Raw genomic sequence first — 13,452 nt, 5'->3', positions numbered from 1 at the left:
ACTCCTCGCCAGGGGAGACCTTGCGCAATACGGCGCGATAGGGCCTTCTTTCGCGCGCCATTCTGCGCGAAGTGGGGTGGGCGTGGCAACCGTCTCCCCATTCGCGCAGGCCAGGGTTTTGCGCAGACGCAGTTTCGCGCACTACGGTGCACGCAATCAATCACCGTACGTGCACAGTCAGGGGAGGGCCCCGCGGTGGACCGCTACGCGCGCTGGAACGCGCTGCTCGAGATGCTGACCGACAGCGGCCGGGTCAGCGTCGAGGAGGCGGCCGAGCGGCTGGCGGTCTCCCAGGCCACCATCCGGCGGGACTTCGACCAGCTCGCCCAGCAGCAGATGATCACCCGGACCCGGGGTGGCGCGGTCGCCAACGGCGTCTCCTACGACCTGCCGCTGCGCTACAAGACCGCCAAGCACTCGGCGGAGAAGCAGCGGATCGGCGCCGCCGCCGCCGCGCTGGTCTCCCCGGGGACCGTCGTCGGCCTGAACGGCGGCACCACCAGCACCGAGGTGGCCCGCGCGCTCGCCGTCCGCCCGGATCTGAACACCAGCGCCGAGGGCGCCCAGCTCACCGTGGTCACCAACGCGTTGAACATCGCCAACGAGCTGCTGGTGCGCTCGCGGATGAAGGTCGTGGTGGCCGGCGGCGTGGTCCGCCCGAAGTCATTCGAGCTGGTCGGTCCGCTGGGCGGGGCGTTGCTGCGCGAGGTCACCCTGGACGTCGCGCTGCTCGGCGTGGACGCGATCGACCCGCATCTCGGCGCCGCCGCGCACCACGAGGGGGAGGCGGCCATGAACAGCCTGATGGTGGCCCGCGCCAAGCGGGTCGTAGTGATCGCCGACTCGTCCAAGCTGGGCGGACACGCGTTCGCCCGGATCTGCCCGGTGGACCGGGTGGAGACGCTGGTGACCGATTCCGGGGCGGACCCGGACGTGGTGCAGGCGTTCCGCGACGCCGGCGTGCACGTCGTCTGCGCCTGAGAGTGACACGCCGACCACCCGTGCATACCGGGTATTGCCTTCCCGTGCATACCGCGTATGGTGTCGCTGTCACCTACACATCGGGGGAGGTCAGCTGTGTCGGCTGTCCTGGAGATCGAGGGTCTCCGTAAGACGTACCGGAGCCGGAAACGCGGGGTCCGCCACGCGCTCGACGGCTTCGACATGCGGGTCGAGGCCGGCCAGGTGCACGGCTTCCTGGGCCCGAACGGTTCCGGCAAGACCACCACGCTGCGTACGCTGCTCGGCCTGATCCGGCCCAACGGCGGCCGGATGGCCATCCTCGGCCAGGAGCTGCCGCGGGCGCTGCCGGCGGTGACCGGCCAGGTCGGCGCCATCGTGGAGAGCCCGCAGTTCTTCCCGCACTTCTCCGCGCGGGACACGCTGAGCCTGCTCGCCCAGGCCGGCGAACTGCCGAAGCAGCGGGTCGACGAGGTGCTGGAGCAGGTCGGGCTGCGCGACCGGGCCGGCGATCGGGTGAAGACCTACTCGCTCGGCATGAAGCAGCGGCTCGCCGTGGCGTCGGCGCTGCTCAAGAACCCCAAGCTGCTGATCCTGGACGAGCCGGCCAACGGCCTCGACCCGGGCGGCATCCGGGAGATGCGCCGACTCATGCGGGAGCTGGCCGAATCCGGCATGACGGTGGTGCTCTCCAGCCACATCCTCGGCGAGATCCAGCTCATCTGCGACTCGGTCACCATCATCTCGCTCGGCCGGCGGGTCGCCTTCGGGCCGGTCGAGCAGGTGCTCGCCGCGCACTCCCAGGGCTCCGTGCGGGTGCGCCTGGAGGCGGTCACCGACCTGCCCCGGGCCGAGGAGACGCTGACCCGGTCCGGGATCCGCGTCGCCGCCGAGGCCGACCACCTGATGCTGTCCGGCGTGGACAAGCCGGCCGTGGTCAGCCGGCTCCTCGCCGAGCAGGACCTCTACGTCAGCGAGCTCACCCCGGTCGCGGTCGACCTGGAGAGCGTCTTCCTCGAACTGACCGCCACCGCGCCGGTCCCCGGCCAGAACCGTCAGGTCGATCAGTCCGCCAAGGTCGACCAGACCGGCACCGCAGGAGGTTGGGGCGCATGAGCCTGTTCGTCACCGAGCTGCGCCGGCTCACCAAGCGCCGGGTCACCCGGCTGCTGCTCGTCCTGCTGGTGGTCGGGCTCGCCACCGTGGCCACCGCGTTCAGCTTCTCCAGCCACAAGCTCTCGCCCGAGGTGGTGGCCGCCGCGCAGGCCGATTCCGACGCGCAGTACCGCAAGTCGGTCGAGGAGTGGAAGCGCACCGTCACCGAGTGCGAGGCCGCCCAGGCCCGCGGCGAGCAGACCGAGGAGCGCTACGGTCCGAACTGCGGCAAGGACTTCCAGCCGCAGCCGGACATGTTCGACCCGAAGTGGAACCTGCCCTACCAGTTCGACTTCCGGGCCGAGTTCCCCACGTTCATCGCCGTGTTCGCCGGCGCGGTGGCGCTCTTCGCGTTCATCGTCGGCGCCTCCTTCGTGGGTGCCGAGTGGAACACCGGCGGGATGATGAACCTGCTGCTCTGGCGGCCGAAACGGCTCGCCGTGCTGGGCACCAAGCTGGCCGCGCTGCTCACCACGGTGCTCGGGCTGAGCGTCGTGCTCGGCGCGTTGTGGACGGCCGCCTTCTGGCTGATCGGCACCTCCCGCGGCACCACCGCGAAGATGACCGCCGGGGTGTGGCGCTCGATCGGGCTGGACGGGCTCCGGGCGCTGGCGCTGATCCTGGTCGTCGGCGCGGTCGCGTTCGCGCTCGCCTCGGTGGGTCGGCACACCGCGATGGCGCTGGGCGCGGCGGTGGCGCTGTTCGCGGTCAGCGAGATCGGCATCCGGATCGCGGTCTCCGTGCTGTCGGTGCCGTTCGGCGACCGCTACGTGCTCTCCACGTACGCCCAGTCGTGGTTCATGAAACAGGCGGAGCTGTTCGACTACGACACCTGCGAGTTCGCCCGGGGCGCCTGCGAGCCGGCGAAGTACGTCGTGACCTGGCAGCAGTCGGCAGTGGTGTTCGGCATCGGCGCCGTGGTGGCCCTGGCCGGCGCGTTCTGGACGATGCGCCGGCGGGACATCGCCTGACGCTTCCCGCGCCGCCGGCCGGGCGCCGACGGCGCGGACCGCGCGGGACGATGCGGTCGGGGAGGGCCCTGGTTACGCTGGGGTCTCCCCGGCCGGCGCGTCTCCCGCGCCGGTCAGTCGCCGTCGGAGAGGAGCACCATGTCCGCCGACGCCACGGACCGGGCCGCCATCGGGCGGCCGGACCCACCGGCACCGGCCGGGGGTACGCGCGCGGCACCCGGCGTCGCCGTCCCCCCGCCCCGCACCGCGCCGCCGGCCGAGTCCGTCCCGCCACCGCCGCCGGTCGAGCCCACGCCGCCGGTCGAGCCCACGCCGCCGGTCGAGCCCACGCCGCCGGTCGAGCCTGCGCCGTCGACCGAGTCCACGTCGGCGGTCGAGCCTGCGGCGGCGGAGCCGGCCGGTGGGCTCACCGAGCGGGAAGTGCGGATCCTCGCCTTCGAGTCGCGGTGGTGGAAGCACGCCGGGGCCAAGGAGCAGGCCATCCGGGACACGTTCGGCCTCTCCGCGACCCGCTACTACCAGCTCCTCAACGCGCTGCTCGACCATCCCGCCGCGCTGGCGGCCGAGCCGGTGCTGATCGGCCGGCTGCGTCGGCTCCGCTCGTCGCGGGCCCGCAACCGGCGGCGTTGACCGGCCTCACTTCTCGTACGAGCGCAGTCCGTTGCCGATGGCGAAGAACGTCGGCGCCCACTCGCCGATGAAGATGCCCCAGCGGTCTGCCCGCGCCACGCCGGCGCGTTCCAGGCTCTTGGACAGGAACCAGCTCGTGAAGGACAGTCCGATGCTGATGAACCCGGCGACATAGGCGTGTTCCGCGCGGATTCCCGAGTCGTGCAACCGCTCCAACATGGCGCTCCCCCTGTCACCGGTCCGATCGGTCGGGTCCGACGCTACCGCCCGCGCCGTCGCGGTGACGGAAAGTCGCCGAATGTGCCGGCCCAGCGCGGTCGCGACCTCGGGGTGAGCACGCTCACGCCCGGAAGAGCCGGTCGGATGACAACGGAGCGTGAGGTGGAACGTCTCGGGGGTACGACCGGACGGCCCGTTCCGCCGTACCGGCATTGAGTCCGCAAAGGGGTGGACGCGCGCCGGAGCGGCCGGCAGACTCCGCCTCGTGACGGGTGCGGTACGGCTGGAGCCGGTGGACGAGCGGAACCTGGAACCGTTGCTCTCCGTAGCGGCGGCGGAGGCGGAACCGGAGGACGTCATGCCTCCGGTGGATGCCCCGGCCGGCTGGTCGCTGGCCCGCCGGGACGCGTTCCGCGAGTTCCACCGCGCCAGCTTCGGTGGCCTGGACGGCCCGACCCGCACGCTGATGTACGCGATCGTGTCCGGCGGCGAGGTGGTCGGCATGGTGCGGATGACCCGTCGGGACGAACCGGGGACGGTGGAGACCGGGATGTGGCTGGGCCGGTCGGCGCGTGGCCGCGGGTTGGGCGCCGCCGCGTTGCGGGAGTTGTTGCACGCCGCCGCGGCAGCCGGCATGCGCACGGTCGTCGCCGATACCACCCCGGACAATGCCGGTGCCATTTCCGTCCTTCGTAAATGCGGCGCGGAACTGCACGAAGAAAGCGGAAAGCTGTTCGCTCGAATGTGTCTGGATTCGGCCCTGCCGACCCGCTGACACCACTGCTTGCCGCGCGACAACGTTTGCGCGTCCTCCCTGCTCATTCGCGGCTCAACGCGAACTTTCGCCCTTCCTGCGAAGCGTTTCCCTTCCGCTGGAGAAATGTTTTGCGAATGGCATGGCGGGTACTGCCCGCCGGGTCCGCTGATGTGGGACACCGGCCGCAGGCCCCTTTTTCGCTGATCCTCGGCAGCTGTTTTCCGGGCCTGCTCCACGCATGAGGTGTCCCTTCCGCGGGGGAGCGAAGGAGAACTGATGAAGAGCGGAGCTCGGATCGCCCTGGCGGTCGGTTTCGGATATGTCCTGGGCCGGCGCAGGAAGCTGCGGACGGCGCTCACCCTGGCCGCCGCCGTGGCCGCCGGTCGGGCCAGCCAGAACCCCGGCGGACTCAAGCAGATGGCCTCCGGCCTTCTCGGGTCGAACCCGCAACTGGCCAACCTCTCCCGGCTCGGCGCGCCGCTGGTCACCGCCGGCCGGGCCGCCGCGACCGCCGCCGCCGGCAGCGGCATCGACGCGGTAAGCGGCCGGCTGCGGGGCAGCGCCGACTCGTTGCGTCGGCGTTCCGCCGGGTCCGACGAGCAGTCCGCGGACGGTCGGCGGTCGGCGCCCGACGAGGAGCCGGAGCTCGACGAGCAGCCCGGGGCCGACGACGACGAGGCCGACTACGACGAGCAGCCGGCCCCCGTGCGCCGGCGACGGGGGCGGTGACCATGCCCCCCACCGGACTCACCGACCGGGCCCGCGACCAGATCGGCGGCGAGCTGCGCAACCTCGCCTCCGCGATCGGCGAACGCGCCGTGCAGGTGGTGACCGAGCGGGTCACCGGCGCCACCGGGCGGCTCAGCGAGTACGCGAAGCAGGGCGGCGGCCCCGGCCTGGTCGCCGCGGCCACCGGCGCGCAGAAGCTCGCCGACGGCCACTCCCCGCTGAAGGCCATGTTCCATGCCGGCCTGGCCGGCGGTAAGGAGAAGCTGATGTCGGCGTTCGGCGGCGGCAAGGGTGGCAAGGGCGGCGGCAAGAAGCTCAAGGTCACCAACATCGTCGAGACCATCGAGGTCGGCGTGCCGGTCCGGGTGGCGTACAACCAGTGGACCACCTTCGGCGACTTCCCGAGCTTCATGAAGAAGGTCGAGCAGGCCGACTGCGACGAAGACGAGAAGATGACCTGGAAGGCGCAGGTCCTCTGGTCGCACCGCACCTGGGAGTCGACGATCGTCCGGCAGATCCCGGACCGGCTCATCCACTGGCGGTCCAAGGGCGAGAAGGGCTCGGTCGACGGCACCGTCAGCTTCCACGAGGTCGGCCCGGAGCTGACCCGCATCCTGGTCGTGCTGGAGTACCACCCGCAGGGCCTGTTCGAGCACACCGGCAACCTGTGGCGGGCGCAGGGTCGCCGGGTCCGGCTGGAGCTGAAGCACTTCGTCCGGCACGTGATGACCGAGACCGTGCTCGACCCGGACTCGGTCGAGGGCTGGCGCGGCGAGATCCGGGACTCCCAGGTGGTCACGGACCACGAGACCGCGCTCCGCGAGGAGCAGGAGGCCGGCGAGCAGCCGGCGCCGGGCCGCGGCCCGGAGGAGCCGGCCGAGGAGGAGCGCCGGCCCGCCGAGCGTGGTCGCCGCCGTCCGCCGCAGCGCCGCCGTCCGGTCGAGGAGGAGGAGTACGACGACTACGACGCCGGCGACGACTTCGACGACGAGGAGTACGACGAGGAGCCGGTGGAGGAGCAGCCGCCGCCCCGCCGTCGGCAGCCGGAGCGGGCCCGCCGCCCGCAGCGCGAGGAGCGGGAACCGCGCGAGGAGCGGGCCCGCCGTGCTCCCGAGGCGCCCCGCCGGCCGGTCGTCCGGCGTCGCCGTGAGGAGCGTGGCGAATGAGCCTGGTGACGGCCGACCAGCCGGGCAGCGCGTTGGAACGCACCGCTGGCGGCGGTGCGGGCGGCGCGCTCGCCGACGTGGTGGAGACCGTGCTGGACAAGGGCGTGGTGATCGACGCCCAGGTGTCGATCGCCGTGGTCGGGATCCAGCTCCTGGAGATCGACGCCCGGGTGGCGATCTCCAGCATCGAGACGTACCTGCGGTTCGCCGACACGGTCGACCGGATGAACATCGTGCCGACGGACCAGCAGACGCTGCCCGACCTGATCGACGGCGTCGCCGGGGCGGTCGGCAGGACGGTCGGCGAGGCCAGCCAGGCGGCCCGGGGGATCAGCGGCGCGGTGGTGGACGCGCCGCGCGACCGCGAGATCGGGCGGGACCGGCCGCGCCGGCGGGACGGGGAGCGCTGAGATGAGCCAGGACAGTGGGCTGTTCATCTACGGCATCGTGCCGTCCGACGTGGAGCCGACAGCCGACGCCGAGGGGGTCGGCTCCCCGCCCGGCGAGGTGAGCGCCGTCCGGCACGGCGAACTGGCCGCGCTGGTCAGCGCGGTGGGGCTGGACGAGCCGCTGGGCCGGCCGGCCGACCTGACCGCGTACGAGCGGCTGCTGGACGGCACGGCGGAGGTCGCGCCGGTGCTGCCGGTACGGTTCGGCACGGTGGTGACCGGCGAGGACGCGGTCGCGGACCTGCTCGACGCGCACCACGACCGGTTCGCCGCCGCGCTCGACGAGTTCGAGGACCGGGTGCAGTACACCGTGCACGGCCGCTTCGACGAGCCGGAGTTCATCGGCGGGATGCTGGCCGCCAACCCGGACGCCGCCGCGCTCGCCGAGCAGGTGCGCGGCCGGTCGGAGGCGCAGAGCCGGGAGCAGCGCATCCGGCTCGGCGAGATGATCAGCCAGGCGGTCGAGCTGCGCCGCGAGTCCGAGAACCGCGACCTGATCGACGCGGTGGGCCGGTACGCGGAGGCGGACGCGGTCCGCCCGCCGAGCCACGAGATGGACGCCGTACGCGTCGCCTTCCTGGTCGCCGGCGACCACGAGGACGAGTTCATCCGGGCGGTGGAGGACTTCGCCGAGCAGCGTCGGGAGCTGATCCGGATGCGCCTGATCGGCCCGCTGGCGCCGTACGACTTCGTGAGCGCGCACCAACTGGTGGAGTGAGCATGGACATCCTGTGGACGCTGCTGACCCTGCCGTACGCGCCGGTGCGCGGGCTCACCGCGATCGTCAAGGTGGTCGCCCGGGAGGCGGAGTCGCAGCAGCACAACCCGGTCACCGTCCGGCGGGAGCTGGAGGAGCTGGACCGGGCCGCCGCCGCCGGTGAGATCACCCCGGAGGAGCGGGACCGGGGGCAGCAGCAGGTGCTGGAGCGGCTGACCGGGCCGGCCGCCGGCCGTACCCCGTCGCGGCGCGGCGGGTCGGCGCGGCGGCCGACCACCGATCGCGGCGGTGGGCCGCGCCGGCCACGAGGGGGGCCACGATGACGTCGGCGCGGGCCCGGGACGACCAGGAGTGGCAGCTCGACGAGGACGACGAGGACGTGGTCGGCACCGCCGAGGCGGCCCGCGAGGGGCTGCGCCAGGTGGTGGCGCTGACCGGGAAGGACGCGCTCGGGATCACCTTGATCCAGCCCACCGACGACGGCTGGCTGGTCGGGGTGGAGGTGGTCGAGGACCACCGCATCCCGGCGTCGACCGACCTGCTCGGGCTCTACGAGGTCGAGCTGGACATGACCGGCAGCCTGCTCGGCTACCGGCGGACGCGCCGCTACCAGCGCGGCAAGGGCGACGGGGGCTGACATGAGCATGGCGCGGGAGCCCTCGGTGGTGCAGAACTCCGGTCAGGTGCTGCCGGCCGGCCACGAGCCGGCGAACCTCGGCGACATCCTGGAACGGGTCCTCGACCGGGGCATCGTCATCGCCGGTGACATCCGGGTCAGCCTGCTCGACATCGAGCTGCTGACGTTGAAGTTGCGGCTGGTCATCGCCTCGGTGGACACCGCCCGGCAGATCGGCATCGACTGGTGGGAGCACGATCCGTGGCTCAGCTCCCGGGCTCGCCCGCCGGTCGAGCCGGGGCCGCGCGACCCGGAGGAGGTCGAGGCGTCCCGCCGGCCGCGCGTCGCCGCCCGGGCCGCTAGGCGGGACCGCGATGAGTGAGCCGGACGCCGGGACCGCCGTCTGGCTGCACGGCGTGGTCGCGGGCGGGACCGGCCCGACCGACCTGCCGGGCCTCGCCGGCACGCCGGCGCGCGTGGTGACCGGCGCCGGCCTGGCCGCCGTGGTCAGCGACGTGCCACTGCGCGAGTACGGCGAGACCGCGCTGCGTCGCAACCTGGAGGATCTGGCCTGGCTGGAACGGGCCGCCCGGGCGCACCACGCGGTGGTGGACGCGCTGGCCCGGGCCGGCGCGGTGGTGCCGGCCCGGCTCGCCACCGTGCACCGCGACGATGCCGGGGTGGCCGGCGTGCTGGCCGAGCGGCGCGACGAACTGGCCGGCACGCTGGCCCGGCTCGCCGACCGCACCGAGTGGGGCGTCAAGGGGTACGTGGTGCCCGGCGCCCTGCCGAGCGCCGAGGTTCCAGTCGGGGGCGGCGGCGTCGGGGCCGCCTACCTGCGCCGGCGTCGGGCCCAGCTCGACGCGCGGGAGCTGGGGCAGCAGGCCGCCGCCGACGCGGCTGCCGCGGTGCACGCCGCGCTCGCCGGGTTGGCGGTGGCGGCGCACCGGCACGCCCCGCAGGACCGGCGGCTCTCCGGCGCGGCCACCGCCATGGTGCTCAACGGCGCGTACCTGGTCGACCGGGACCGGTGGCCCGACTTCGCCGCGTCCGCCCGTCGGTTGGCCGACGAGCACCCCGCGGTACGCCTGGAGCTGACCGGCCCCTGGCCGCCGTACTCCTTCGTGGCGGAACCGGAGGCGGCGCCGGCATGGGCGTGACCACGCTCGCGCCCAGCGCGGCCGACGACCCCGGCTACCGGACCGTGGCCCTGGTGGACCTGCTCGACCGGGTGCTCGCCGCCGGCGTGGTGGTCAGCGGTGACATCACGCTGGCCATCGCCGACGTCGACCTGGTCCGGATCTCGCTGCGCGCGCTGATCGCGTCCGTCGGCGCGCTCGCCCCGCCGACCGACCCGCTGGCGTCGTCGTGACCGGCCGGGACGAGGCGGCCGAGCTGGCGGCGGCGCTCGGTGAGCCGCAGTGGCGGGCGCCCCGGGTCCAGCCGCTGGACCGCCGGCTCGCCGTGGACCAGGACTCGGTCGAGCGCGGGCTGGCGAGCCTGGTGCTCACCGTCGTCGAACTGCTCCGGCAGCTCATGGAACGGCAGGCGCTGCGCCGGGTCGACCTCGGTGACCTCACCGACGAGCAGATCGAGCGGATCGGCACCACCCTGATGGCGTTGGAGGAGCAGATGACCCAGCTCCGCGCGTACTTCGGCCTGTCCCCCGAGGACCTCAACCTGGACCTGGGCCCCCTGGGCCCGCTCCTCCCCACCGACTGACCCACCCCGCCCCGCTCGCGTGTCCACGGAGATCCACATCGCCGCCAACTTCATGATCGAGTGGCGTTCCACCGCGCGCGTGCCGGCTGGCTGGTGCGCGGTGCGGCTGCTTCCACGAGGCGGGCGAGCCGTCTTGCATGCTGGGAGCAGGGGAGATCTTGGTACGAAAGGGCCCCTATGGGGGCCGATTTCTACCAAGATCTCGGACGGCGGTCAGCCGGAGGACAGGTCCGGGCGGTGCTCCTTGACCCACTTCTCGACGTCTGTCTTCCGCCACACCTTGCCCATGGCCAGCACGGCGATCGGCTCCGGGAAGTTGCGTTGTTGCTGCTGGTGGACTACCGGCGTGACCACGTCGCCCTGTCGGTCCACCTGGCTGGCTGCCTCTTCGACGCCGCTTCCTCGGGTGGATCAATCGTGGGCGGTGAGGTCAGCGGTGGGTGGCGGCGTAGGACTCCAGGTGGGCCAGTTGGGTGGGGTCCAGGGAGGGGCGGACCCTGGTGCGGGCCGACCCGACGTGCGTCGCCGTCACGGTGGTGGCGGTCAGGGACTCGCGCATCGCGGCCAACGCCGCCTCCCGGACCAGGGCGGCGCAGTCGGCGGCCGAGAAGCCGTCCAGCTCCGCGCCGAGCGCGTCCAGGTCGACGTCCGGCGCGAGCGGGACGTCGCGGGCCGTCGCCCGGAGGATCTCCGCGCGGGCCGGCCCGTCCGGCGGCGGCACGTAGACCAGGCGTTCCAGCCGGCCGGGACGCAGCAGCGCCGGGTCGACCAGCTCCGGCCGGTTCGTCGCGCCGACCACCACCACGTTGCGCAGCGCCTCCACCCCGTCCAGCTCGGTGAGCAGCGCGGCCACCACCCGATCGGTCGTACCGCCGTCGCTGGCCTGCCCGCGCACCGGTGCCAGCGCGTCCACCTCGTCCAGGAAGACCAGGGTGGGCGCGGCCTCGCGGGCCCGGCGGAACAGCTCGCGCACCGCGCGTTCGCTCTCGCCCACCCACTTCGAGAGCAGCTCCGCGCCCTTCACCGACAGCACGTTCGCCCGCCCGGAGCCGGCCAACGCGGTGACCAGGTAGGTCTTGCCGCAGCCGGGCGGCCCGTAGAGCAGCACCCCGCGCGGCGGCGTCACGCCCAACCGGGCGAAGGTGTCCGGATAGGTCAGCGGCCACAGCACCGACTCGGTCAGCGTCTGCTTCACCTCGTGCAGGCCGCCGACGTCGTCGAGCGTCACCGAGGCCAGCTCCAGCGTGGACGCGGCCATCGTGGTCGCCCGGACCACCTCCCGCGCGGCGATGAAGTCGGCCATCGCCACCGTCGGCGTCTCCGCCGTCTTCTGCCGCAGCGCCGCCCGCACCCCGGCCTCCCGCACCAGCGCGGCCAGGTCCGCGGCGACGAAACCGGGGGTACGCGCCGCCACCTCGTCCAGCCGGACGTCATCGGCCAGCGGCACCTGCCGGGTCAGCACTGTCAACTGTTCCCGGCGCAGCGCCGGATCGGGCAGCGGCACGGTGATCCGCAGCGCCAGCAGGTCCGGGCCGCGCAACGCCGGGTCCACCGCCTCGGGACGGCCGGTGGTGCAGACCACTGCCGCCCCGGCGCGTACCGTCTCGGCGACCACCTGGCGGAACACGGTGGCCAGCGGGCCCGGATCGTCGGCCGGGGCGATCGCCTCCACGTCGGTGACCAGCAGCACGGCCGGCCCGACCGCGCGGACCGCCTCGGCCGCCTCCCGCAGCCGGCGGGCCGCCGCGTCGTTCGACAGCGCGGCCAGCTCCGGCGCCCAGAGCGGGCGGATGCGCGCGCCGACCCGGGCCGCGACGGCGCGGACCAGGGACGACTTGCCCGAGCCGGCGGGGCCCTCGACCAGCACCCCGAGCGCGACCGCGGTGCCCAGCCGGCCCAGCACCTCGCGGTGGTGGAAGCCCAGGTCCAGCAGCTCGGTCAGCTCCTCGGCCTGGGCCCGCAGGCCGGGCAGCTCGTCCACGTCGGGCGCGTCCTCGGGGCCGAGCAGGCCGTCGGCCCCGGTCGCCGCCTCCGACGCCGTCGGGCCGGTCACCCCGACGCCCGGGGCCGGACCGTCCGAGCGGACCCCACCGGCCGGACCGGTCGGACCCGTCGAGCCGGTGCCCCCGGCGGGACCCGTCGAGCCGGTGCCCCCGGCCGGACCCGTCGAGCCGGTGCCCCCGGTCGGACCGGCCGGGCCCGGGCCGTGCGTGGCCGGGCCGTGTTCCCAGGCCACCACCGTGTCCATGGTGACCAGCGCGCCGGTCGCCGGCTCGGCCGCCACCACGCTGAGCAGGGTGCTCGTCCAGGCGTACCCGACGGAGCTGGCGAGGCTGTGCCGCGCGGCCTCCACCAGGCCGCGCACGGCGGCGTCCGGGAGCACGTCCTGGGGCAGCAGCGAGACGTCGTCGCCGGCGGTGACCACCTTGCCCAGCAGCGCGAGCCGCAGCATCTCCGGCGGGACCGCGGCCGTCACCGCGACCGGGCCGGCCAGCGTGACCCGGCTCGCCGCGACGCAGGGCAACGGGCTCACCGTGACCTGGCCGCCGGCCCGCAGGCCGAGGTTGCCGAGCAGCAGGTCGTCGGCGTGGAGCAGGGCGCTGCTCGTGCCCGGGTCGGCGGCGCCGGCGATGCCGGCGGTCACCCGGCGGCCGGTCAGCCGCACCGGGTCGCCGGGCCGCAGTGCCAGCGCGGTCAGCACCTCGGGGTGCAGGCGCACGACACCGCGACGGGCGTCCAGCGCGGCCGGCCGCAGGCTCGCGGTCAGGGTCAGGTCGGGTTCCGCCACCCGCCGACAGTAGCCGCCGGCACCACCACCCGTCGGGGTCAGCGCGGGTCCGGGCCGTCCAGGAGCGAGGGGTCCCGGCGGATCAGCTCGGCGAGCCGGGCCGCCGGGTCGGTCTCCCGCGGGTCGTGGCCGGGGGCGGCCACCGTCTTCACCGACATGGGCCAGGCCGGCGGCGGCGTCGGCGCGGGCACCGGACCCACCGTCACCTCCGGCCCCGACCAGGAGACCCGCAACGGGTACGCCTGGTCGCCCACCTCCACCCGCAGCGTCACGGCGAGCCCGCGATGCGCGGCGACCACCCGCCGGACCGCCTCGGCGACCTCCTCGACCGGGTCCCGCCGCGACGGCGGTGGCGCCGCGCCACCCCGCAGCCGGTACGCGCCGTGCCCCGCCCGGTCCTCCACCGGCTCGACCTCGGCCGGCGTGCCCCGGTCGACCGCCTCGACCGGCTCGCCGGGCAGCGGCTCGCGTCGGCGCTGCGCCTCCTCGCGCCGGGCCAGCCGGGCCAGTGTCTCGTCCAGATCACCCCTCATCGCGTCCACCCCTTCGAAGAGCACGGACCGAACCGGCGG

Annotated in this window: 17 protein-coding genes and 2 pseudogenes; 15 read left to right on the top strand and 4 right to left on the bottom strand. The window is 74.1% G+C overall.

The genetic code is table 11. The annotated features are described in order from the left end of the window. The first annotated feature begins 195 nt into the window (after positions 1-195). From ACH495_RS08950 to ACH495_RS08935, 4 genes are all read left to right on the top strand, one after another. Positions 196-981 carry a DeoR/GlpR family DNA-binding transcription regulator gene (locus ACH495_RS08950; protein WP_396857134.1) on the top strand — a complete coding sequence of 262 codons (786 nt, stop codon included), beginning with the start codon at positions 196-198 and terminating at the stop codon, positions 979-981. 96 nt (positions 982-1,077) lie between these two features. Beyond that, entirely contained in the window at positions 1,078-2,076 is a 999-nt protein-coding gene (locus tag ACH495_RS08945) for an ATP-binding cassette domain-containing protein (RefSeq protein WP_396857133.1), read from the top strand. Further along, positions 2,073-3,086, top strand: coding sequence for an ABC transporter permease subunit (locus tag ACH495_RS08940; RefSeq protein ID WP_396857132.1), 1,014 nt, complete (start codon positions 2,073-2,075; stop codon positions 3,084-3,086). The genes ACH495_RS08945 and ACH495_RS08940 overlap by 4 nt, the downstream gene beginning before the upstream one ends. 138 nt (positions 3,087-3,224) lie before the next feature. Then, a complete protein-coding gene (locus tag ACH495_RS08935; protein ID WP_396857131.1) occupies positions 3,225-3,716 on the top strand; it encodes a DUF3263 domain-containing protein in 492 nt (163 codons plus the stop codon). Between the two features lie 6 nt (positions 3,717-3,722). Here the strand turns inward: ACH495_RS08935 and ACH495_RS08930 are convergent, their stop codons facing one another. After that, entirely contained in the window at positions 3,723-3,935 is a 213-nt protein-coding gene (locus tag ACH495_RS08930; protein WP_396857130.1) for a hypothetical protein, read from the bottom strand. A gap of 265 nt (positions 3,936-4,200) precedes the next feature. Here ACH495_RS08930 and ACH495_RS08925 point away from each other — a divergent pair, with 265 nt between their 5' ends. From ACH495_RS08925 to ACH495_RS08875, 11 genes and pseudogenes are all read left to right on the top strand, one after another. Continuing rightward, positions 4,201-4,710, top strand: coding sequence for a GNAT family N-acetyltransferase (locus ACH495_RS08925; RefSeq protein WP_396857129.1), 510 nt, complete (start codon positions 4,201-4,203; stop codon positions 4,708-4,710). Between the two features lie 258 nt (positions 4,711-4,968). Next, positions 4,969-5,421, top strand: a complete 453-nt coding sequence (locus ACH495_RS08920; protein WP_396857128.1) for a hypothetical protein — start codon at positions 4,969-4,971, stop codon at positions 5,419-5,421. 2 nt (positions 5,422-5,423) lie between these two features. Beyond that, on the top strand, positions 5,424-6,587 hold the full coding sequence (locus ACH495_RS08915; RefSeq protein ID WP_396857127.1) for an SRPBCC family protein: 1,164 nt from the start codon (positions 5,424-5,426) through the stop codon (positions 6,585-6,587). Positions 6,588-6,619: 32 nt separating this feature from the next. Beyond that, a pseudogene (gene gvpJ / locus ACH495_RS08910) lies at positions 6,620-6,805 on the top strand (gas vesicle protein GvpJ); the annotation flags it as partial. Positions 6,806-6,998: 193 nt separating this feature from the next. Next, complete coding sequence (locus tag ACH495_RS08905) at positions 6,999-7,754, top strand: GvpL/GvpF family gas vesicle protein (RefSeq protein ID WP_396857126.1); 756 nt, start codon at positions 6,999-7,001, stop codon at positions 7,752-7,754. A 2-nt stretch (positions 7,755-7,756) separates the two neighbouring features. Then, complete coding sequence (locus tag ACH495_RS08900; RefSeq protein ID WP_396857125.1) at positions 7,757-8,077, top strand: gas vesicle protein GvpG; 321 nt, start codon at positions 7,757-7,759, stop codon at positions 8,075-8,077. Beyond that, positions 8,074-8,391 carry a gas vesicle protein gene (locus tag ACH495_RS08895; protein WP_396857124.1) on the top strand — a complete coding sequence of 106 codons (318 nt, stop codon included), beginning with the start codon at positions 8,074-8,076 and terminating at the stop codon, positions 8,389-8,391. The genes ACH495_RS08900 and ACH495_RS08895 overlap by 4 nt, the downstream gene beginning before the upstream one ends. A 1-nt stretch (position 8,392) precedes the next feature. Beyond that, positions 8,393-8,593 (top strand): annotated as a pseudogene (gene gvpJ, locus ACH495_RS08890) (gas vesicle protein GvpJ); the annotation flags it as partial. A gap of 151 nt (positions 8,594-8,744) precedes the next feature. Further along, positions 8,745-9,530 carry a GvpL/GvpF family gas vesicle protein gene (locus tag ACH495_RS08885; protein WP_396857123.1) on the top strand — a complete coding sequence of 262 codons (786 nt, stop codon included), beginning with the start codon at positions 8,745-8,747 and terminating at the stop codon, positions 9,528-9,530. Beyond that, the gene (locus ACH495_RS08880) at positions 9,521-9,742 is read left to right on the top strand and encodes a gas vesicle protein (protein ID WP_396857122.1); all 222 of its coding nucleotides are present in this window, start codon (positions 9,521-9,523) and stop codon (positions 9,740-9,742) included. Before ACH495_RS08885 ends, ACH495_RS08880 begins: the two co-directional genes overlap by 10 nt. After that, positions 9,739-10,092, top strand: coding sequence for a gas vesicle protein K (locus ACH495_RS08875; protein WP_396857121.1), 354 nt, complete (start codon positions 9,739-9,741; stop codon positions 10,090-10,092). Before ACH495_RS08880 ends, ACH495_RS08875 begins: the two co-directional genes overlap by 4 nt. A 213-nt stretch (positions 10,093-10,305) precedes the next feature. Here ACH495_RS08875 and ACH495_RS08870 read toward each other — a convergent pair whose 3' ends face one another. From ACH495_RS08870 to ACH495_RS08860, 3 genes are read right to left on the bottom strand one after another with little or no spacing between them, the layout of a single operon-like run. Next, positions 10,306-10,464 (bottom strand): DNA-binding protein, encoded by a 159-nt coding sequence (locus ACH495_RS08870; RefSeq protein ID WP_396857120.1) that lies wholly within the window; start codon positions 10,462-10,464, stop codon positions 10,306-10,308. Positions 10,465-10,522: 58 nt separating this feature from the next. Next, complete coding sequence (locus ACH495_RS08865; RefSeq protein ID WP_396857119.1) at positions 10,523-12,880, bottom strand: AAA family ATPase; 2,358 nt, start codon at positions 12,878-12,880, stop codon at positions 10,523-10,525. Between the two features lie 38 nt (positions 12,881-12,918). Continuing rightward, positions 12,919-13,413 (bottom strand): hypothetical protein, encoded by a 495-nt coding sequence (locus ACH495_RS08860; RefSeq protein ID WP_396857118.1) that lies wholly within the window; start codon positions 13,411-13,413, stop codon positions 12,919-12,921. Between the last annotated feature and the right edge of the window lie 39 nt (positions 13,414-13,452).

Source organism: Micromonospora sp. NPDC018662 (assembly GCF_044391475.1).
Lineage (GTDB): Bacteria > Actinomycetota > Actinomycetes > Mycobacteriales > Micromonosporaceae > Micromonospora.
The sequence above is the reverse complement of the archived record's forward strand: the minus strand, read 5'-3'. Positions and strand labels throughout refer to the sequence as shown.